At 62.8% G+C, this 18,544-nt stretch carries 17 protein-coding genes; 5 read left to right on the top strand and 12 right to left on the bottom strand.

The genetic code is table 11. From position 1 onward, the window contains the following. Nucleotides 1-459 precede the first annotated feature (459 nt). From lpxK to C5J22_RS15960, 6 genes are all read right to left on the bottom strand, one after another. Entirely contained in the window at nt 460-1,506 is a 1,047-nt protein-coding gene (lpxK, locus tag C5J22_RS15985; protein WP_105439016.1) for a tetraacyldisaccharide 4'-kinase, read from the bottom strand. A gap of 90 nt (nt 1,507-1,596) precedes the next feature. Beyond that, on the bottom strand, nt 1,597-2,325 hold the full coding sequence (locus tag C5J22_RS15980; protein WP_105439015.1) for an HAD family hydrolase: 729 nt from the start codon (nt 2,323-2,325) through the stop codon (nt 1,597-1,599). After that, a complete protein-coding gene (gene waaA / locus C5J22_RS15975) occupies nt 2,322-3,641 on the bottom strand; it encodes a lipid IV(A) 3-deoxy-D-manno-octulosonic acid transferase (RefSeq protein WP_105439014.1) in 1,320 nt (439 codons plus the stop codon). Before waaA ends, C5J22_RS15980 begins: the two co-directional genes overlap by 4 nt. A gap of 169 nt (nt 3,642-3,810) precedes the next feature. After that, nucleotides 3,811-4,053 (bottom strand): DUF4170 domain-containing protein, encoded by a 243-nt coding sequence (locus C5J22_RS15970; protein WP_046630968.1) that lies wholly within the window; start codon nt 4,051-4,053, stop codon nt 3,811-3,813. Nucleotides 4,054-4,116: 63 nt separating this feature from the next. Then, entirely contained in the window at nt 4,117-4,920 is an 804-nt protein-coding gene (locus C5J22_RS15965) for a 3'(2'),5'-bisphosphate nucleotidase CysQ (RefSeq protein ID WP_105439013.1), read from the bottom strand. Between the two features lie 5 nt (nt 4,921-4,925). Beyond that, a complete protein-coding gene (locus C5J22_RS15960) occupies nt 4,926-6,272 on the bottom strand; it encodes a TldD/PmbA family protein (protein ID WP_105439197.1) in 1,347 nt (448 codons plus the stop codon). Nucleotides 6,273-6,376: 104 nt separating this feature from the next. Between C5J22_RS15960 and C5J22_RS15955 the strand changes: the two genes are divergently transcribed. Continuing rightward, the gene (locus C5J22_RS15955) at nt 6,377-8,191 is read left to right on the top strand and encodes a monovalent cation:proton antiporter-2 (CPA2) family protein (RefSeq protein WP_105439012.1); all 1,815 of its coding nucleotides are present in this window, start codon (nt 6,377-6,379) and stop codon (nt 8,189-8,191) included. Here C5J22_RS15955 and C5J22_RS15950 read toward each other — a convergent pair. Next, on the bottom strand, nt 8,188-8,808 hold the full coding sequence (locus tag C5J22_RS15950) for a TetR/AcrR family transcriptional regulator (protein WP_105439011.1): 621 nt from the start codon (nt 8,806-8,808) through the stop codon (nt 8,188-8,190). The genes C5J22_RS15955 and C5J22_RS15950 overlap by 4 nt on opposite strands. A 79-nt stretch (nt 8,809-8,887) precedes the next feature. Between C5J22_RS15950 and C5J22_RS15945 the strand changes: the two genes are divergently transcribed. Then, nucleotides 8,888-9,493, top strand: coding sequence for an NAD(P)H-dependent oxidoreductase (locus tag C5J22_RS15945; protein WP_105439010.1), 606 nt, complete (start codon nt 8,888-8,890; stop codon nt 9,491-9,493). A gap of 11 nt (nt 9,494-9,504) precedes the next feature. Here the strand turns inward: C5J22_RS15945 and C5J22_RS15940 are convergent, their stop codons facing one another. Genes C5J22_RS15940 through C5J22_RS15930 form a run of 3 tightly spaced genes read right to left on the bottom strand, consistent with a single transcriptional unit; the run spans nt 9,505 to nt 13,102 of the window. After that, nucleotides 9,505-10,386, bottom strand: coding sequence for a patatin-like phospholipase family protein (locus C5J22_RS15940; RefSeq protein WP_046664623.1), 882 nt, complete (start codon nt 10,384-10,386; stop codon nt 9,505-9,507). Nucleotides 10,387-10,396: 10 nt separating this feature from the next. Then, a complete protein-coding gene (gene rsmD, locus C5J22_RS15935) occupies nt 10,397-10,957 on the bottom strand; it encodes a 16S rRNA (guanine(966)-N(2))-methyltransferase RsmD (protein ID WP_046630955.1) in 561 nt (186 codons plus the stop codon). A 6-nt stretch (nt 10,958-10,963) separates the two neighbouring features. After that, entirely contained in the window at nt 10,964-13,102 is a 2,139-nt protein-coding gene (locus C5J22_RS15930) for a pseudouridine synthase (RefSeq protein ID WP_105439009.1), read from the bottom strand. A 147-nt stretch (nt 13,103-13,249) separates the two neighbouring features. Between C5J22_RS15930 and C5J22_RS15925 the strand changes: the two genes are divergently transcribed. Next, nucleotides 13,250-13,705, top strand: a complete 456-nt coding sequence (locus C5J22_RS15925; protein WP_105439008.1) for a nucleoside deaminase — start codon at nt 13,250-13,252, stop codon at nt 13,703-13,705. 7 nt (nt 13,706-13,712) lie between these two features. Here C5J22_RS15925 and C5J22_RS15920 read toward each other — a convergent pair whose 3' ends face one another. Both C5J22_RS15920 and ileS read right to left on the bottom strand, forming a co-directional pair. Next, nucleotides 13,713-14,342 carry a hypothetical protein gene (locus tag C5J22_RS15920; protein ID WP_046630949.1) on the bottom strand — a complete coding sequence of 210 codons (630 nt, stop codon included), beginning with the start codon at nt 14,340-14,342 and terminating at the stop codon, nt 13,713-13,715. A gap of 134 nt (nt 14,343-14,476) precedes the next feature. Beyond that, nucleotides 14,477-17,407: an isoleucine--tRNA ligase gene (ileS, locus tag C5J22_RS15915; RefSeq protein WP_105439007.1), complete on the bottom strand. Its 2,931-nt coding sequence runs from the start codon at nt 17,405-17,407 to the stop codon at nt 14,477-14,479. A 248-nt stretch (nt 17,408-17,655) separates the two neighbouring features. Between ileS and C5J22_RS15910 the strand changes: the two genes are divergently transcribed. Both C5J22_RS15910 and C5J22_RS15905 read left to right on the top strand, forming a co-directional pair. After that, nucleotides 17,656-18,102: an antitoxin Xre/MbcA/ParS toxin-binding domain-containing protein gene (locus C5J22_RS15910; protein WP_245440421.1), complete on the top strand. Its 447-nt coding sequence runs from the start codon at nt 17,656-17,658 to the stop codon at nt 18,100-18,102. A 3-nt stretch (nt 18,103-18,105) separates the two neighbouring features. Next, nucleotides 18,106-18,540, top strand: a complete 435-nt coding sequence (locus C5J22_RS15905; RefSeq protein ID WP_105439005.1) for an RES family NAD+ phosphorylase — start codon at nt 18,106-18,108, stop codon at nt 18,538-18,540. Nucleotides 18,541-18,544 lie beyond the last annotated feature (4 nt).

Here is an 18,544-nt window from a genome sequence, read left to right as displayed (position 1 = left end):
ATTCATCTCATTGGCGTCATTTCGGAATGAAGATAGCATTCCTCATTGTCGGTACTGCGTTGGTATTTGCAGTCATGATTCCCTGGAATATGTGGCAGATTTGGCAGGTCGAACACTATCCTCATTCCGAGGCGACGATAGTGCGGGTTTGGACCGAAAAGTGGAGGGCCAAACATAAGGCAAGCGATCTCGTTTATGGCGAGATTCAGTTCGAGATGAGGGAGGGCAATTCGGTCGAAACCTGCGTTGCTAAGGTCCGCCTTGGTCTACCTGAGGATGGTCTAAAAGCTGGCGACAAGATTGACGTAGTCCCGCGGGGCAAAGACTGTAAATCGCCCCCCTTAATTCCGAACATCGTGCTACGGAGTCGAGGAATAAGCTAGTTTCGCTCTGAAGTATGAGGATGATGCGGCAGACGACAATAAGTGTCAGTGCAGAACTGGAAGAGGGCTTCTGCTATCACGCCTTCCTCGCATTCCCTTCCCTAATCCGTCGCTCTCGGAAATTGGCGATCGCCGTATCGATGATCTTGCCCGGTGCCTGCGGATCGTCGAACGCCATGTCGACCTCGACCACGCTTACCTTTTCCGCCAGTTCCTCCATGCGCCCGTGATGTCCCTGCAGCCGCACCGCATCCTTGGCGGTGGTGACGAGCGTCAGTTTGTCCTTGGCGGCGCCATCCAGGAGGTCCGAGATTTCGTCCTCGGTAAAATAGTGATGATCGGGGAAGTCGCGCTTTTCCATGACCAACCCGCCAACTTCTCTGACGGTGCGATAGAATTTTTCCGGATCGGCGATGCCGGCGAAGGCGAAGAGCGCCTTGCCGGCGATGTCGCGATTTTCGCGCGGCTTCAGCGCCGCGACATAGATCTGCTTGCCGGCGCGGGCAGCCTGGCGCACCAGCTGGTCGGCCGCCTCGCCGTTGCCGACCTTGAGGATCGCCGAGAGCTGACGCATCTGCTCGGATATCGGCGCCCTCACCGGCCCGCCCGGTACGAGATGGCCGTTGCCGATGCCGCGCACCGTGTCGATAACGACGAGGGCGAAATCCAGCGCCAGGCGGGCGCTCTGGAAACCGTCGTCCATGATGATCAGGTCGGCGCCTTCGGCGACCAGTCGATGAGCCCCCTCGACGCGGGTGTGGGAAATCACCGTCAGCGTCTCGCGGCAGAGCAAGAGCGCCTCGTCGCCCACGGCCTCTGCCCAGTGATGCTCGGGATCGACCACGGTGGTGACATCAAGCGAACCGCCGTAACCGCGGCTGAGGAAACCGGGCTTCAGGCCTTTTTCTTTAGCGGCGCGTGCAAGGGTGATGGCGGTCGGGGTCTTGCCGGCGCCGCCGACCGTGAAATTGCCGACGCAGATGACCGGCACGCTAATGCTGGCGCGCCTGGCTTTGGCCATGCGGCGACCGGCGATACGGCCATAAACAAACGAAACGGGGGCAAGGCCCCAGGCACGCCAATCCGCTTTCGTCCACCAGAATGGCGGTGCTTCCGATACCATACCCAAACTCCGGCTGATCCGTCCTGAAACAGCCCGCGAACAAAATGGCAGTTTTGGAAAAAAGGCAAGTCTTTGAAACCAAAGCCCGGTTCAGGCGTGAAGCTTTTCCGGCAGAAGGTCCATGAGCGCGGTAATATCGGCAAGGCAGATATCCGCCGATGCCGACAGCGTTTCGCGGGAGCCGGTGCCGGTCAGCACCGCGACCTTCAGGCCGACGCCCGCACTCGCACCCATATGCATGTCGTGATTGTTGTCGCCGACCATGGCGACCTCGGCGGGATCGAGCCCGGTGGCGCGGCAGAAGCCGAGCACCATACCGGGTTCCGGCTTCACGCCGTGACCGCTGTCGTAGCCGGCGATGAAATCGACATGATCGATGATGCCGAAGCGGATGGCGGTCTGGCGGATCGCCTGCTCGTTGTCGCTGGAGGCGATGCCGAGCTTGAAGCCCCGCGCTTTGAGCTTGGCAAACAGTGCCGCCAGATCGGTGACGGCCACGGAAAATTCAGCCGAGCGGATGAAAAGGTCGTCGAGCAGCCGGGTGAGCTCACCCACCTCGAGCGGCGAACCGGCGGCGACAAATCCCGCGGCGATCTCGGCGGCGTTGCCGGCGGCCAGCAGGCTGTCCGGACGGGTGTGGCCGGATACTGGGTCCATGCCGCCGGAAAACAGAAGCTGCGGTTCGAGTTCGGCGTCGCCGGCGGAAGCGATGCGGGCAGCCTCGCGGTTCACCGGTCCCCAGCTCTCGTCATAGAGCAACAACGTGCCGTCCTTGTCGAACAGGATGCCGGCGATGTGTGCGAGCTTTTCCGGGGTCATCGAACGGCGGCGGCTTTCGGCTGCAGCCTGGCGCTGACCGTCAGCGGATTGACATAGGGCTCCAGCGCCTTGATCGTCTTCGACAGCGCACCGCGCATCTCGTCCATCGCGTCATGGCCGGAATCGATCATCTTCACGCGAGCGAGATCGTTGATCATCAGGTAGTGGACTGCCTTTGCCAGCATCTCCACGTCCTTGACGATGCGAGCACCGCCCTTGCGCACCAGATGCTGGTACGCGTCGCGGAAATTCTGGACATGCGGGCCGGAAAGCACGGCGCAGCCGAGCATGGCCGGCTCCAGGGGGTTCTGCCCGCCCTCGTTCGTCAGCGACCTGCCGACGAAGGCGATTTCGGTCAAACGCAGGTAAAGCCCCATTTCGCCGATCGAGTCGCCGAGAAAAACGTCGGTCTCCGGCGTCACAACATCGTTGCGCGAGCGGCGCGCCACGGTCAGGCCCGTTTCCTTCAGCATCTCTTCGACCGCGTCGGCGCGATCGGGGTGGCGCGGCACGAGAATGGTCAGCTGTCCGTTCTTCGGTTTCAGCGCCTTGTGGACGGTCGCCGCCGCCTTTTCCTCGCCGTCGAAAGTCGAGATCGCAGCCCAGGTCCGGCGGCTGCCGATCTGCTTGCGATAACTTGCCAGCACCGCCTCATCGCAGGGCGGCGGATCGGTATCGCTCTTCAGGTTGCCGGATGCGATGACAGGCCAGGCGCCGAGATCGCGGAAGCGCTCGGCATCCAGATCCGACTGAGCGACCACCAGAGCCATCTTGCCGAAGATGGCTTCGGCGATCGAGCTGCGGTTGCGCCAGCGATCGAAGGACCGGTCGGAGATGCGGGCATTGACGCGGATCTGCGGAATGCGGCGGCGGGCGAGTTCGGCGATGGTGGTCGGCCAGATCTCGGATTCCGCCGTGATGCAGGCATCCGGCTTCCAGTAGGCGATGAACCGCTTGATCGGAAATTTCAGGTCGAGCGGCACGTATTGGTGGATCACCTCGTCAGCCAGCCGCGACCGGACGAGATTTGCGGAGGTGACGGTGCCCGTCGTCAGAAGGATGTGGATCTCGCGGCGCCGCAGTTCGCGGATCATCGGCATGATGGCGATGGTTTCCCCGACGCTTGCCGCGTGCACCCAGATGAGCGGGCCACGAGGGCGGGCAAGGCTTGCATAACCGAGCCGTTCCAGCTTGCGGGTCCTGTCTTCCTTGCCCTTCATGGCGCGATAGGCAAGGTAAGGGCCGACCAGGGGATAAAGGGAAATACCGGCCACCCGGTAACCAACGAGAGCCAGGCGCGCAGAAATTTTGCTCACCGTGTTTGCCCCCGATGCGTGATGGCCGCCATCAATGTGATAGACCCTCCGATTGCTCATCCGTAACCCAGTTTTTTGTGTTTTACAAATGCGTCAAAAAAGGGTCCCCGGGATCGATACCAGGCAAGGGACCAGCATTGCGAGCACATTGTAAAACGCGAGGCTTATCTCAAGCCGACTTAGTATCAGGATCGAGCAGACGGTGCATATGGACGATGAAATACCGCATATGGGCGTTGTCGACCGTCTGCTGCGCCTTGCCCCGCCAGGCGATCAGCGCGCTTGCGTAGTCCGGATAGATGCCGACGATATCAAGCGCCGAAAGGTCCTTGAATTGAAGGCCTTCCAGGCTCTGCAGTTCGCCACCGAAGACCAGGTGCAGAAGTTGTTTCTTTTCGCCCGTTTCCGTCATTGTCCGATATTCCGTCCGTTCCAGCTCCCCCGGCTCTTCCTCTGCTGCATTCCCATGGAAAGGTCAACCCGGAGCGAGCCTCGCGAGCTGGGGTAAAAGGCTGTGGAGCGCATGTTCGGCACCGGCGGCCAGCATTTCGTGGCTGACGGTCTCGCGATTGTAGACAAGCCGGTTACCCGCAAGATCAGTGAGGCGACCGCCTGCCCGTTCGAGGATGAGGTCGGCAGCGGCCAGATCCCAGTCGTGAGAGGCACGCTTGACGACGGTGCCGTCAATGCTGCCATCGGCGATCATGGCGAGCCGGTAGGCGAGCGACGGTACATGCCGCACCCGGCGGACTTCGTCGCGGAACTCCGGCTCGAATTTCTTGACGAGGTTTTCGTCGGCCGCAATGACCAGTTCGCCATTGCTGCGGCCGGCGGTGACGGAAATCGGCCGGCCGTTCTTCAGCGCCGGGCCATCCTTCACCGCGCAAAACTCCTCGTCGAGCGCCGGTGCCACAAGAACACCGGCCACCGGCTGGCCGCGATGCACGACGGCGACCGAGACGCACCAGGTCCTCTCGCCGTTGATGAAGGCGCGGGTGCCATCGATCGGATCGACGACGAAGAGCGTTTCGCAGCTGAGCCGGGCGACATCGTCGTCAGTTTCCTCGGAAAGCCAGCCGTAGTTCGGCCGGGCCATCAGGAGCAGGCTCTGCAGCCGGTCGTTGGCGGCGAAGTCGGCGGCGCTGACCGGCGACTTGCCCTCGTTCTTCCACCAGACTTCAGGCGAGCGGCCGAAAAATCCGTGAGCGATGTCACCGGCCTGGCGCGCCGCGTCGAGAATGAGTTCGAGATCCTGGCCCCAGGCTTCAGCAACCGTCATCGGGATCAGCGTCCCGCCAGCGTCATGCCCTCGATGGCGATGGTCGGGGAGGCGACGCCGAACTTTCGGTCGATGTCGTTGGCCGGCGTCAGGCGCATGAACATGTCCTTGAGGTTGGAGGCGATCGTCACTTCCGAAACAGGATAGGCGAGCTCGCCATTCTCGATCCAGAAGCCGGTCGCACCGCGCGAGTATTCGCCGGTGATCATGTTGACACCCTGGCCGATCAGTTCGGTGATGTAGAAACCGTTGCCGATCGACCTGATCAGGTCTTCGGGCGAGATGTCGCCGGGCTCCAGCGCCAGATTGGTGGAGGCAGGCGAGACGGCCGTGCCGCCGCGCACGCCGCGGCCGTTGGTGACAAGCCCCAGTTCGCGCGCCGTCGAGGTCGACAGGAACCAGTGGTTCAGGACGCCGTCCTCGATCATGACCATGCGCTCGCCGGACACGCCCTCGCCGTCGAAGGGGCGTGAGGCGGAACCGCGAACGATCAGCGGATCGTCGGTGATGCTGAGCCCGGCCTTCAGCACCTGCTGGCCCATCTTGTCACGCAGGAAGCTGGTCTTGCGGGCGACGGACGCGCCGTTGATGGCGCCGGCGATGTGGCCGACGAAACCGCGGGCGATGCGCGGATCAAAGACGACGGTGACGTTGCTGCCGGTATCAACCTGGCGCGGATTGACGCGCTTGACGACGCGCTCGCCGGCGCGGAGGCCGATCAGCTTCGGATCGTCGAGGTCGGCTGCATAAAGGCGGCTGTCGAAATCGTAGTCGCGCTCCATCTTGGTGCCCTCGCCCGCAATGACGCTGACGGAGCGGCCGAAACGGGATGCCATGTAGCTGCCGGAAAAGCCGTGGGAGGTGACGAGCACGAGCCCACCCATGCCAGACGACGCGCCGGAACCGGAGGAATTGGTGACGCCCTCAACGTCGAGCGCCGCCTGTTCCATTTCGAGCGCGGCTTCGCGCAATGCATCGGTCGGCACATCGGTTGGGTCGTAAAGCTCGAGGTCCGGATAAGATCTCGCGAGATCGGCTTCGTCCGCCAGGCAGGCGAAAGGATCTTCGGGAGAGACCTTGGCCATCGCGACGGCGCGCTCGGCAAGCACCTTCATGTCGAAGCCGGGATTGGCCGAGACGCTGGCCACCTGCCGGCCGACGAAGACGCGAAGCGAGAAATCGTCGCTCTCGGACGCTTCCGTGCCCTCGACCTTGCCGAGACGGACGCTGACGGAACGGGACCGGGAGCGAACCACGACCGCATCCGCCTGATCCGCTCCCGCGGCCTTGGCTAGATCGATCAGTTGGCTGGCGCGGGAAAGCAGTTCGGCGGAATCGATTTCAGAGGTCATGATTGCAAGCCTTTCATTCTCGTCCCATTTATTGTGCACTGTCAGAAGCATCAAGGGCGGCTCGCCGATTCTTGATTTCCCACCTTAGACTGAAAGTATCCCGCATGACCGCTCCCGGCTCGCTATTTTCCCAAATGCTTCTCCTGCTTGCCGGCGCGGTGATCGCCGCCCCGGTGTTCAGGAAGCTGGGACTCGGCACGGTGCTCGGTTATCTCGCCGCCGGCGTGGTCATCGGACCGATCATGCAGCAGATCATCGAAACGGAAGAAGTGCTGCATTTCGCGGAGTTCGGCGTCGTCTTCCTGCTGTTCATCATCGGGCTCGAACTGAAGCCTTCGCGTCTCTGGCAGATGCGCGGCGACGTGTTCGGCCTCGGGCCGGCACAGGTGGTGATCTCGGGACTGGTGCTGACCGGACTGGCCTATCTGAGCAATATGGCTGACTGGCGCGGCAGCCTGATCGTCGGTTTCGGCCTTGCATTGTCCTCGACGGCGTTTGCGCTGCAGATCCTCAACGACGACGGCGAGATGAACAGCCGACACGGCCAGCGATCGTTTTCGGTGCTGCTGTTCCAGGATCTGGCCATCGTGCCGTTGCTGGCGCTGATCACCATCCTGGCGCCAGGGACCACGGAGACGGAAGCCTCGCCGCTTCTGGATTTTGCCATCGCGGTCGGGGCGGTCGGCGCCATGGTGATTGCCGGGCGCTATCTCCTGACGCCGATGTTCCAGATCATTGCCCGCACCGGTGCGCGCGAGGTGATGATCGCCGCAGCCCTGCTGGTGGTGCTGGGGTCGGCAGCCGCCATGCAGGCCGTCGGCCTCTCGATGGCTATGGGCGCCTTCCTGTCCGGCGTGATGCTGGCCGAGTCTTCCTACCGGCACGAGCTGGAAGCGGATATCGAACCCTTCCGCGGCCTGCTTCTGGCGCTGTTCTTCATGGCCGTCGGCCTGTCGCTGGAAGTCCATGTCATCCTCGACAACATCTTCTTCATCCTGCCCGCGGTGCCGATCTTCATGGCGCTCAAGGCTCTGATCGTCTACGGGCTCTCCCGGCTCTGGGGTTCACCGCACAATGATGCGGTGCGCATCGCGTTCCTGCTGCCGCAGGGTGGCGAATTCGGCTTCGTGCTGTTCACCACGGCAACGGCGAGCGGCCTGTTCTCGTCGGCCACCGCCTCGCTGCTGATTGCCGGCGTGACGCTGTCGATGGCGCTCACGCCGTTCGGTGCGGCACTTTCCAAACGGCTCCTCAACGGCGAGAGCCGCGAGGAATTGGAGGAGGATTTCAACGGTGCCGGCGCCGACGTGCTGATGATCGGGTTTTCGCGTTTCGGCCAGATCGCCGCTCAGATCCTGCTGGCCGGCGGCCGCGAGGTGACCGTCATCGACGATTCCGCCGACCGCATCCGCCAGGCCGCGTCCTTCGGTTTCCGTATCTATTTCGGTGACGGGACGCGTCGGGACGTGCTCATCGCATCAGGCATCGAAAAGGCGAAGATCGTCGCCGTCACCACCCAGAAACGCGAGACGACCGACCAGATCGTCGATCTCATCCGCTCGCAATTTCCGGACGTACGCCTCTATGTCCGCTCCTACGACCGTATCCATGCGCTGTCGCTGCGGGATCGGAACGTCGAATACGAGCTGCGTGAGACCCTGGAATCCGGCCTGCTGTTCGGAAAAAAGACGCTGGAAGCGCTTGGCATGAGCGAGAACGAGACCGACGAGATCGGCGACGACATCCGCCAGCGCGACGAAGAGCGGCTGCAGATCCAGGCCGTCCAGGGGCTTGGCGCCGGCCGCGAAATGCTGTTCAATAGCCCGGTCCGGCCGGAACCGCTGATCAAGCCGAAGCGGTCGATGGTGCTGGACGCCGACGAACTGAGCGCGGAACCGGCGACGGCGGAGAACGGCTAGGGCCGGCTGGCGCTCCCTCTTGCGACCATCGCTACGATCGTCTCGAAAAGCTCGGCCTTGGCCTCTGCCGCCGTGATGTCGCCGCTGGCGGCGGCGTTCGACAGCGCCTCGGCTGCACCGAGCATGGCCCAGAGCCCGGGCGACGCTATATGACCGGCCTCTGCGAACGGGAGAAGCGCAAGCCGGCATTTTTCCATGAAAATGGCCTCGTATTCGTGCTTGATCCGTTCAAGCTCGGGAGAGCTCTCCAGGGCGGCGATGACGCCCGGTATCTCCCGGCCCTGCAACAGAACACAGTCCACATAGGAGGAGGCGATGACCGCGGCCCGGTCGGCGAGCGTCGGCCCGCTCGATTGCAGTGCCGCGTCCATGATGGCCGTCTGGCGGCTGTCGAAATCCTGATAAAGCGCGGCCAGGAGAACGGGCCGGGTGCTGAAATGATCGTAGACGACAGGCTTTGCGACACCCGCCTGCTCCGCCAGCCGGGGAAGCGTCAGCGCATCCGTGCCTTCATGCCGGACGATGCGCCACGCAACCTCCATCAACTGTTGGCGCCTTCCCTGCCGCGAGAGGCGCTGCCGGAGACGCGCCGGCTCTTTCATTTCGGTGCTTGACATGACTATATACCAAAAGTAACTTACTAAAAGTATATAACCACTGCCCGTGAGTTTCAATCTGCCAGCAGGAGTTTTCGCCATGCACGCGCTGATCGTCGTTTCGCATCCCGAACCCGGATCCCTCACCCATAACGTCGCCGCCCATCTCGCCGAGGGCGTCACCATGTCCGGCGGCTCCTTCGAAATTGCAGACCTTGCTGCGGAGGGTTTCGATCCGAGGTTTACGCAGGCGGATCTCGCCGCGCATCGCAGGCAGGCACCACCGCCGGCGGATGTCACGGCCGAACAGGCGAGGATCGATCGCGCCGATGCTCTGGTGCTCGTCTATCCCGTCTACTGGTGGTCGATGCCGGGGCTGTTGAAAGGATGGATCGACCGCGTCTTCGCAAACGGCTGGGCCTATGACGATGGGCAAGGCGCCAAAGTGGTGAAGAAACTTCGCCACCTTCCCATCCACCTAGTCGCGATCGGCGGCGCCGACATGCGGACCTATGCGCGGCACGGTTATTTCGGCGCGATGAGGACGCAGATCGATCATGGGATATTCGATTATTGCGGCGCGCCGGTCGTGGCATCCGAGCTTCTGCTGGAAGAAGAACTGGCTAAACCCGATTTCCCGTCGGAGATCGCACGGAAGATCGGCCGCAATGTTTTCAGCGCGGCGCGGAAAACCGAGGCCGCGTAGCCAGCCCGACGTCAGGCTTCGGCTGCTGCCGCATGAAGCGCGTCGATGGCGCGCTTGAGCTCATCCTTGACGTGCTCGGACTCGTCGAGGATGTCGCGGGCCTTCAGGAAGTCCAGCACCCGGAAACGGTTGACCGACGGCCGAAGGAAGATCTGGGGCGGATTGAGCTTCAGCTTGAGCGCGATACTTGCCTGCATTGTCAGCTGGCTGGCGCCGAACAGGCTGTCGATGCGATTGGGCGCATGGGTGCCGTCGCCTTCCGGCGCACCGACCACGTCGACGCCGATCACCACGTCGGCAACGTCCATCAGCTGCTCATAAGGGACGGGATTGAAGACGCCGCCGTCGATCATCACCCGGCCGTTCACTCGGACCGGCATGAAAAGGCCGGGAATGGCGGCAGACGCCGCGATCGCGGTGCGCAGCTCGCCCTGTTCGAGGATCACCTCCGCCTGGCCGTAATAATCGGTAGCCGAAATCTTCATCGGGATTTCGAGATCGGCGAAATCCTCCGGCACCTGCGGCGGCAGGAAGGCATCGAGGATGAGTTCGAGATTGAACTGGCCGAAGCGGAAACCGCCGAGCTTGTCGCGCATGGTCGCCGGGCCGAGACCCCAGAGCTTGTTCAAGAGGGTGCCCCGGTGGCCGACCGTCTCCAGTGCGTATTCGCGGATCTCGCGTCCGGTCATGCCCGACGCCATGCCGGCGCCGATGATCGCGCCGATCGACGAGCCGGAAATCGCAACCGGCCGTATGCCGAGCTCGTCGAGCGCCTCGATGATCTGGATATGCGACAGGCCCCGCGCGCCGCCGCCGCCGAGAGCAACCGCAAACGTCAGGCCGCCCTTGGCTCTGACGGCTTCGAGATCGGGAACTGCAAGCCTCGTATTCATTCCTCTGACCTCAGGCCGGCTGGTAGCGGAAAAAATCCATGCGGGTATCGCCGAACGTCCGGCTCTCCAAAAACTTGAAGACGGCATCGACGGCAGGATTGATGTCGGCCCGCTCCTCCAGAATGGCAAGGGCTCCGGGTGCGAGCCAGCCGCCGGCATGGGCAGAAAGCATGGCGCCCTCGCCGAGCCCCTGACCATAGGGCGGGTCGGCGAACAGGAAATGAAACGGCTCGATATTGTTGGCCGTGCCGAGCTTGGTGGCATCACGGCGCAGGATGCGCGCCCGGCCATGCAGGCCGAGGCTGTCGATGTTTTCCCACAACAGGCCCCTGCCCTCGACGCCGTTCTCGACGAAGAGCGCACTCTTGCAGCCGCGCGACAACGCCTCCAGCCCGACCGCGCCGGTGCCGGCGAAAAGGTCGATCACCCGGCCGCCATCCAGTGCCTGCGGATAGACGTGGCCGATGATGTTGAACAGGCTCTCACGCGTCCGGTCGATGGTCGGCCGGATGTCGCTTGTTTTGGGCGTGGCCAGAGACCGGCCGCGAAATTCACCACCGACGATCCGCACTGCGCGTTACCCTCTCGGCGTGCGCGGCTTGCCGCCGGCCGGGCGTCCGCCCGAGGCGGGCCGGCCACCAGGCTTGCCCCCGGGCTTGCCACCGGCACCCGCCGGTTTTCCGCGGCCGCCGGAAGGTTTTCCGCCAAAGCTCTTGCCGCCGCCAGGCTTCGCTACAAAGGGCTTGCCACCAGGCTTTCCACCGCGCGGCCTGTCGCCGGCGGGCCGATCACCTGTGGGACGGTCGCCTGCGGAGAAGGACCGTGCGGGACGCTCTCCATCCTCGCGCGGCTTGCGGTCGCCGAATGAACGTTCGCCTCTGGGCTTGTCACCGAAGGAGCGTTCGCCCCTCGGCTTGTCGCCGAACGGACGGTCACCACGGGGCGGACGGTCACCGGAAGGACGCTCGCCGCGCGGACGCTCGGAACGGCCTTCGCCGAAGGAGCGAGCAGGCCGATCACCATCGGCGCGTGGCTTGCGGTCGGCAAACGGGCGTTCGCCTCTCGGCTTGTCGCCGAACGGGCGGTCGCCACGGGGTTTGTCAGCGAAGGAACGCTCGCCACGCGGACGCTCCGAGCGAGCATCGCCGGAGAAGGATTTGGTCCGCGGACGGTCGCCGTCCTCGCGCGGCTTGCGGTCGCCCCTCGGCTTGTCGCCGAAGGGACGGTCACCACGATCCGGGCGGTCGCCAAAGGATTTCTTGCGGCCGAAATCGGCCTTTTCCGGCTTGTCAGGCCCGTCGGCGCGGATCCAGTCGCGGTCCTCTTCGGCGCGGTTGACGATGACCGGCCGGTCGTTCTGAGGCGTGGGCTTCTTGAAAAGCTGCTCGGCCTCGGCACGGGCGGAGGATTTGCGCGTCTTGTTTTCGGTGGTCGGGCGGGCGCCCGGCGCCATCCAGACATTGGCGGTGCGGCTGGTGCCCATCGGCGGACGCTTCTTCGGCCGGTCGTCCTCGTCCTCAGCGCGACCGCCGAACGGCTTTGCGCCGCGCGGCTTGTCGGCGAACTTGCGGTCGTCGCGCTTGGTATCCAGACGGCCGAGCGCCTTTTCGCGCCGGTCCTCCGGCTTGCCGGCACGCGGACGTTCGCTCCGCTCCGGCCTTGCCGCCCATTCCGACTGCTCGTTACGGGCCGAGCGCTCGGCACGGGCGGGCTTCTCATCCTCTTCTGCAGCCGTCTCGGTATAGATCGGCGCATCGAAATTCGCCTTGGATTCCTCGATCAGGCGCGGCCCGAGCTGGTCGCGCAGCATGCGGCCCCGCACTTCCACCACCTCGCCTTCCGGCAGGTCCCCGAGCTGAAACGGTCCGTAGGAAATGCGGATCAGGCGGTTGACCTCGAGGCCGAGCGCGCCGAGCACGTTCTTGATCTCGCGGTTCTTGCCTTCGCGAAGGCCCATTGTGATCCAGACATTGCTGCCCTGGGTGCGGTCGAGCGTCGCGTCGATCGAGCCGTAGAGCACGCCTTCGACGGCAATGCCCTCCTTCAGCTTGTCCAGCTCCTCCTGCTTGATCTCGCCATGGGCACGCACGCGGTAACGGCGCAGCCAGCCGGTGGTCGGCAGTTCCAGCACGCGCGACAGGCCGCCATCGTTGGTCAACAGCAGCAGGCCTTCGGTATTGATGTCGAGGCGGCCGATGGAAAGCACCCGCGGCAGACCTTCGGGAAGGTTGTCGAAGACGGTCGCGCGGCCTTCCGGATCGGAATTGGTGGTCACCAGGCCGGCAGGCTTGTGGTAGAGCCAGAGGCGGGTGCGCTCGATGCCGCGGATCGGCATGCCGTCGACCTCGATCTTGTCAGCGAGCGTCACGTTGACGACCGGGGTATCCAGGACCTTGCCGTTCAGGCTGACCCGGCCTTCCATGATCATCCGCTCGATATCGCGGCGCGACGCGACTCCGACGCGTGCGAGGATCTTGGAAATGCGCTCGGGCTTGCCCTCGGCCTCCATGGTTTCCGGTGCCGGGGGCAGCTTGCGGACGGGCTTTGCCGCCTTTTCAGCGCCGCTCTTGGCTGCGGAACTCTTCCTGGGCGCGAGGCCTTCCTTGGCGGAAAAGCCCGCCTTGCCGCCAGGGCCGGCCTTCGGAGCGGCTCTCGGTTTGGTTTCGCGAACGAAAGTCTTGCCTTCGCCGCGCTTCGGCTTGTCTTTGGAATTCATTTGTTGTTTGCCTGAAGCGTGATGTCTACGGAGCGATCCGGACATTCTTGTTCGTGTTGACTGAGATGGATTCGTGCCCGCAGCCGGGCGTCCAGTTGGATGCTTCCTACCAGTTCGCGCGATCCGGGTTAAGAGGAAATCGCCGAAATGCCTAATACCGATGGGTTCATGAATGCTGCCCTTGCGGAAGCCAAAGACGCGGCCGCCCGCGGCGAGGTTCCGATCGGCGCCGTTCTGGTCATCAACGGCGTTGTCGTCGCCCGCTCCGGAAACCGGACCCGCGCCGAAAACGACGTTACCGCCCATGCCGAAATCGCCGTCATCCGGGATGCCGCGGCCGCCCTTGGACAGGAGCGTCTGTCAGGTGCGGACCTTTACGTGACGCTCGAACCCTGCACCATGTGCGCGGCGGCGATCTCGTTTGCGCGCATCCGGCGGCTCTATTACGGCGCGGAGGACCCGAAAGGCGGAGCGGTGGACAACGGCGTGCGCTTCTTTACCCAGCCGACCTGCCATCATGCGCCGGAAGTCTATTCGGGCCTCGGCGAAAGCGAGGCCGCGATCCTGCTCACCGGCTTCTTCAGATCGAAAAGAGAGAGCTAAAGCGGGCTTAGAAAAGCTTCCACCAGTCGCTGCCCTTCTTGGCTTCCGCGGCTTGCGCCTTGCGACGCTTTTCCTTCTGGCTTTCGGGCTCGCCGACATCCGACAGGGCAGCCGCATCCGCCGAACGGAACTCCGCCGGCGGATCGGCGAGCGAACGACGGCGTCCGGTGACGCTGACGGTCTCGGCGTTTTCCTTGGCCTTGCGGAAGGCTTCCCACTTTTCCGTTTCGGTCATCTGACCGGCCTGGCCGCTGCCTGCGAGCAGCGGTGAGCGATAGTTGGGATCGTTCTCGTGAGCCGCCGCTTCGTCACGCAGACGCTTGCGGGTTTCTTCCGGAGATTCGACCCAGTTGGGATTGCTCTCGCGGTTCGCCAGCGATTGCTGCGGCGCCGGCAGCGCCTGATCCTGGCCCTTGGCGACAACCAGCGAAGGACGCGGGTTGTATTTCAGGCCCGCTTTCGCTTCGGCGCTCTTGCCGCCCAGCGAGACGGACTGACCGAGGTCGTCGGTCAGCTGCTCCATGGCTGTCTTGTCAGTGCCGTATGTCGGGCCGCCGATGCAGCCCGAAAGGGTCAATGTCGAGGCGAGGACACCGGCCACGCCCATGCCGACACGAAACGCATAAGTCGCTTTCATCAAAACCCTTCCAGCGGCGCCCGTCCTGACGCCTCAGACACACTCAAACGCCTGATGACCGGAAAATCCGGCCAATTTCAGGCGGTTTTACCGGATGATTGCTCAAAGCGCAATGATCCGGTAACTTTCCACCATCAAAGCCGGCCGAGAGCGGCCAACTCGCGCAATGCGGCAGCGTCACGCGCCGAAACATCCGGATAGGCAGGATCGGAGCCGACATCGGTCGTCACCCGCCACGAGCGGGCACATTTGGTGCCTTCGGCGAGCTTCGGATCGACGGCAACGCCCTGCACTTCCGGTAGACGGAAGGCACTCTCCGGCCCCTCGCCCGCAACGATCGCGATGTCCGACGTTATGCAGGTTTCTTCGAACTCCTGGCCTTCCAGCGCCTTCATCAGCTCCGGATCGTTGACATAAACGACCGGTGCGGCCTCCAGCGAAGAGCCGATCCGCTTGTCCTTGCGCTCGATTTCGAGTGCGCCTGTGACAACCGAGCGCACCTTGCGGATTCGCGCCCACTTTTCGGCCACCGCTTCGTTCTTCCACTCGGCCGGAACCGTCGGAAACTGCTCGAGATGGATCGAGACGGCGTTCGGGTTGCGCGACAGCCACGATTCCTCGGTGGTGAACGGCAGCATGGGCGCAAGCCAGGTCACCGTGCAGTCGAAGATCTTGCGGATGACCGCAAGAGCCGCACGACGGCGCAGCGACGACGGGGCATCGCAATAAAGCGCATCCTTGCGGATATCGAAGTAGAAGGCCGACAGTTCGATATTGGAAAAATCGATGAGCGCCCGGGCGATCTTCTTGAACTCGAAAGCGTCGTAGCCTTCGCGGACGAGCTTATCGAGCTCGGCCAGGCGATGCAGCATCAGCTTTTCGAGTTCCGGCAGGTCAGCATAGGCGATCTCCTCTCCCTCGTCGTGGGCGAGCGTGCCGAGCATCCAGCGGATCGTGTTGCGCAGCTTGCGATACGCATCGACATTGGTCTGGATGATTGTCTTGCCGAGGCGCTGGTCTTCCCAATAGTCCGTCGTCATCACCCAGAGGCGGAGGATATCGGCGCCAGCATCCTTCATGACGTCCTGCGGCGCCACGACATTGCCGAGCGACTTCGACATCTTCTGGCCCTTCTCATCCATGGTGAAGCCATGGGTGACGACCGTGTCATAGGGCGCCCGGCCGCGGGTGGCGGCGGATTCCAGCAGCGAGGAGTGGAACCAGCCGCGATGCTGGTCCGAACCTTCCAGATAGACGTCGGCCGGCCATTTCAGGTCCGGCCGGTCTTCCAGCGTGAACGTGTGGGTCGAGCCAGAGTCGAACCAGACGTCCAGGATATCCCTTACCTGGGTCCAGCCTTCGTTGGCGCGCGACCCCAGGAAGCGCTCGCGCGCTCCTTCGGCGAACCAGGCGTCGGCACCTTCGAGATCGAAGGCTTCGAGGATGCGCTGGTTGACGGCTTCGTCCTGGAGGATTTCGCCCTGCTCGTCGACAAAGACGCAGATCGGGACGCCCCAGGCGCGCTGACGCGAAAGCACCCAGTCCGGGCGCTGCTCGATCATGGCGCGCAGGCGGTTCTGGCCGGCTGATGGCACGAAACGCGTGTCGTCGATCGCCTTCAGCGCGCGTGAGCGCAGCGTGGTGCCGTCGGCAAGGTCCTTGTCCATGTAGACGAACCACTGCGGCGTGTTGCGGAAGATGATCGGCTTCTTCGACCGCCAGGAATGCGGATACTGGTGCTTCATCCGGCCGCGGGCAAACAGCGCGTTGCGCTCGATCAGCGCCTTGATGACGCGATCGTTGGCATCGCCCTTCTTGCCGTTGTCGTCCATGACGCGAGCGCCCTCGAAACCGGGGGCGTCAGCCGTATAGAAACCGCCGTCGTCGACCGTGAAGGGGATTTTCGACGAGATGCCACGGGCTTCGAGATCGCGGGCGGCGGACGTCCAGGCGTCAAAGTCCTCGCGGCCGTGGCCGGGGGCGGTGTGGACGAAACCGGTGCCCGCATCGTCGGTGACGTGATCGCCGGCGAGGAGCGGGACGGCGAAGTCGTAGCCGAGATCGCGAAGTGGATGGGCGCAAGTAATTGCGGCGAGTTGATGTGCCATCACAGCGCCAACAAATTCCAAGACGATCTTCGCTTTGGCGGCGCATTCGTCGGCCAGACTCTTTGCGAAGACAAGTATTTCACCCGGCTGGGGACCGAAGTCGTTGGTTGCTTTAGTTACTTTATAAAGTCCATAGGTGACCTTTGGAGAGAAAGCGATCGCACGATTTCCCGGTATGGTCCAAGGCGTAGTGGTCCATATGACAATTGACGCCGACTTCAACTCTTCAGCTGTCGCCAAATCAAAGCCATCGTCTTCAGGTTCGTAAAAATCAGTCTTAACAACCGGGAACTTCACCCAGATCGTGTCGCTCTCGTAATCGTGGTATTCGACCTCAGCCTCGGCCAGCGCGGTGCGTTCGACGACCGACCACATGATCGGCTTCGAGCCGCGATAAAGCTGGCCGCTCTTGGCGATCTTCAGCAGTTCGCCGGCGATGCGGCTCTCGGCGTGAAAGTTCATCGTCAGGTACGGGTTTTCGAAATCGCCGACGATGCCGAGGCGCTTGAATTCTTCCCCCTGGACCTTGATCCAGCCGGCGGCGAATTCGCGGCATTCGCGGCGGAATTCGTTGATCGGAACTTCGTCCTTGTTCTTGCCCTTGGCGCGATAGGCTTCCTCGATCTTCCATTCGATCGGAAGGCCGTGGCAATCCCAGCCCGGAACATAGTTCGAGTCATATCCGCGCATCTGGAACGAGCGGGTGATGACGTCCTTCAGGATCTTGTTCAGCGCGTGGCCGATGTGGATGTTGCCGTTGGCATAGGGCGGGCCGTCATGCAGCACGAATTTTGCCCGGCCCGCGGCGGAGGCGCGGAGCTGCTTGTAGAGGTCCATCTGCTGCCAGCGGGCAACCAGTTCCGGTTCCTTCTGCGGCAGCCCGGCACGCATCGGGAAGTCGGTTTCGGGCAGATAGAGGGTTTTCGAATAGTCGAGCTTTTCGGCGGTATCGGTCATGGAAGCAATCGTCCTGGCGCCGCGACGGGGCGCATCTCGATGAAAATTCGCTGGCGGAAGGCGCTCATGAAGCGCCAAAAACCCGGACCCTCCGGCCGCTCTTACAGCGCGCGGAAGGCCGGGCCTATAATTCGAATGATCTGGGCCAGCCGGAATTTTTTCATGGTGGCGGTTCTTAAGGGTTTTTGCGGCGGAAAGGAAGGGGATTTACCAAGCCAATTTCCTTCCGAAGGCCGCATTTGATTTTGGTGCCATCTGCGCTTATATTTCTGGGCAAATGGCACGGAGGCAATGAAGTGCGCGCATCTGCTGACATACCTATTCGCAAGCGACTTGAGATCGCATCGCGCGGTCAGTTGCAAGCCTATGACGGAGCCAATGTATCAGAGTTGACCAACCTCGGCTTTTCGATGGAAGAACTCTATAGATTTGTGGCCCCGCGTCGCACGCTTGCCCGGCGGATCGCGAATAGAGAGACATTAACTGTCAGCGAGAACGACGGAGCCCTGCGTGTAGTGCGCGTGATGGAACTCGCCAAGCGGGTCTTCGGCGATCAGGATCGCGCTCATCGCTGGTTGCGCAAACCGAACAGAGGAATGAATGGCGTCGTGCCGCTCGATCTCCTTGAATCGGAAACTGGCGCAGTGCTCGTCGAGCAGGCGTTGCATCAGATCGATCACGGCATTTACGTCTGACCCATGATCCTGTGGCGCATTTCCAACTATGCGGACTTATCAGGCGGAGGTGGACTGGTCGCGCCCGGGCGATGGCATAAACAAGGAAGCCCAATCGTCTATTGCTGCGATCACCCTTCGACCGCACTTCTGGAAATATTGGTGCATGTGGACGCCGAAGACTTGCCGCTGGATTTTCAACTACTGAAGATCCATTGCCCGGACGAGATTGCCGCCCAGACGATTACGTCGGGCGATGTCGACCTTTTGGATACCGCTGAAACAGGTCAGGCGGGAAACGCCTGGCTCGTGGAAAACAAATTCTGCCTTCTGAAGGTGCCGTCGGCGATTTTGCCTGAAGCTGCAAACATTCTTGTCAATCCGGAGCATGCGGATGCCGGCCAACTGACGATCGAAAAGGCAGTGCGCTACCCCTTCGACAGCCGGCTGCTCCGCTAACCCC

Source organism: Neorhizobium sp. T25_13, assembly GCF_002968675.1.
GTDB classification, from domain to species: domain Bacteria; phylum Pseudomonadota; class Alphaproteobacteria; order Rhizobiales; family Rhizobiaceae; genus Neorhizobium; species Neorhizobium tomejilense.
The sequence above is the reverse complement of the archived record's forward strand: the minus strand, read 5'-3'. Positions and strand labels throughout refer to the sequence as shown.

Excerpts from the sequence above, each read along its gene's own strand:
- lpxK (WP_105439016.1), bottom strand. The coding sequence starts at position 1,506 with ATGGTATCGGAAGCACCGCCATTCTGGTGGACGAAAGCGGATTGGCGT.
- C5J22_RS15980 (WP_105439015.1), bottom strand. The coding sequence starts at position 2,325 with ATGACCCCGGAAAAGCTCGCACACATCGCCGGCATCCTGTTCGACAAG.
- C5J22_RS15970 (WP_046630968.1), bottom strand. The coding sequence starts at position 4,053 with ATGACGGAAACGGGCGAAAAGAAACAACTTCTGCACCTGGTCTTCGGT.
- C5J22_RS15965 (WP_105439013.1), bottom strand. The coding sequence starts at position 4,920 with ATGACGGTTGCTGAAGCCTGGGGCCAGGATCTCGAACTCATTCTCGAC.
- C5J22_RS15960 (WP_105439197.1), bottom strand. The coding sequence starts at position 6,272 with ATGACCTCTGAAATCGATTCCGCCGAACTGCTTTCCCGCGCCAGCCAA.
- C5J22_RS15955 (WP_105439012.1), top strand. The coding sequence starts at position 6,377 with ATGACCGCTCCCGGCTCGCTATTTTCCCAAATGCTTCTCCTGCTTGCC.
- C5J22_RS15950 (WP_105439011.1), bottom strand. The coding sequence starts at position 8,808 with ATGTCAAGCACCGAAATGAAAGAGCCGGCGCGTCTCCGGCAGCGCCTC.
- C5J22_RS15945 (WP_105439010.1), top strand. The coding sequence starts at position 8,888 with ATGCACGCGCTGATCGTCGTTTCGCATCCCGAACCCGGATCCCTCACC.
- C5J22_RS15940 (WP_046664623.1), bottom strand. The coding sequence starts at position 10,386 with ATGAATACGAGGCTTGCAGTTCCCGATCTCGAAGCCGTCAGAGCCAAG.
- C5J22_RS15930 (WP_105439009.1), bottom strand. The coding sequence starts at position 13,102 with ATGAATTCCAAAGACAAGCCGAAGCGCGGCGAAGGCAAGACTTTCGTT.
- C5J22_RS15925 (WP_105439008.1), top strand. The coding sequence starts at position 13,250 with ATGCCTAATACCGATGGGTTCATGAATGCTGCCCTTGCGGAAGCCAAA.
- C5J22_RS15920 (WP_046630949.1), bottom strand. The coding sequence starts at position 14,342 with ATGAAAGCGACTTATGCGTTTCGTGTCGGCATGGGCGTGGCCGGTGTC.
- ileS (WP_105439007.1), bottom strand. The coding sequence starts at position 17,407 with ATGACCGATACCGCCGAAAAGCTCGACTATTCGAAAACCCTCTATCTG.
- C5J22_RS15905 (WP_105439005.1), top strand. The coding sequence starts at position 18,106 with ATGATCCTGTGGCGCATTTCCAACTATGCGGACTTATCAGGCGGAGGT.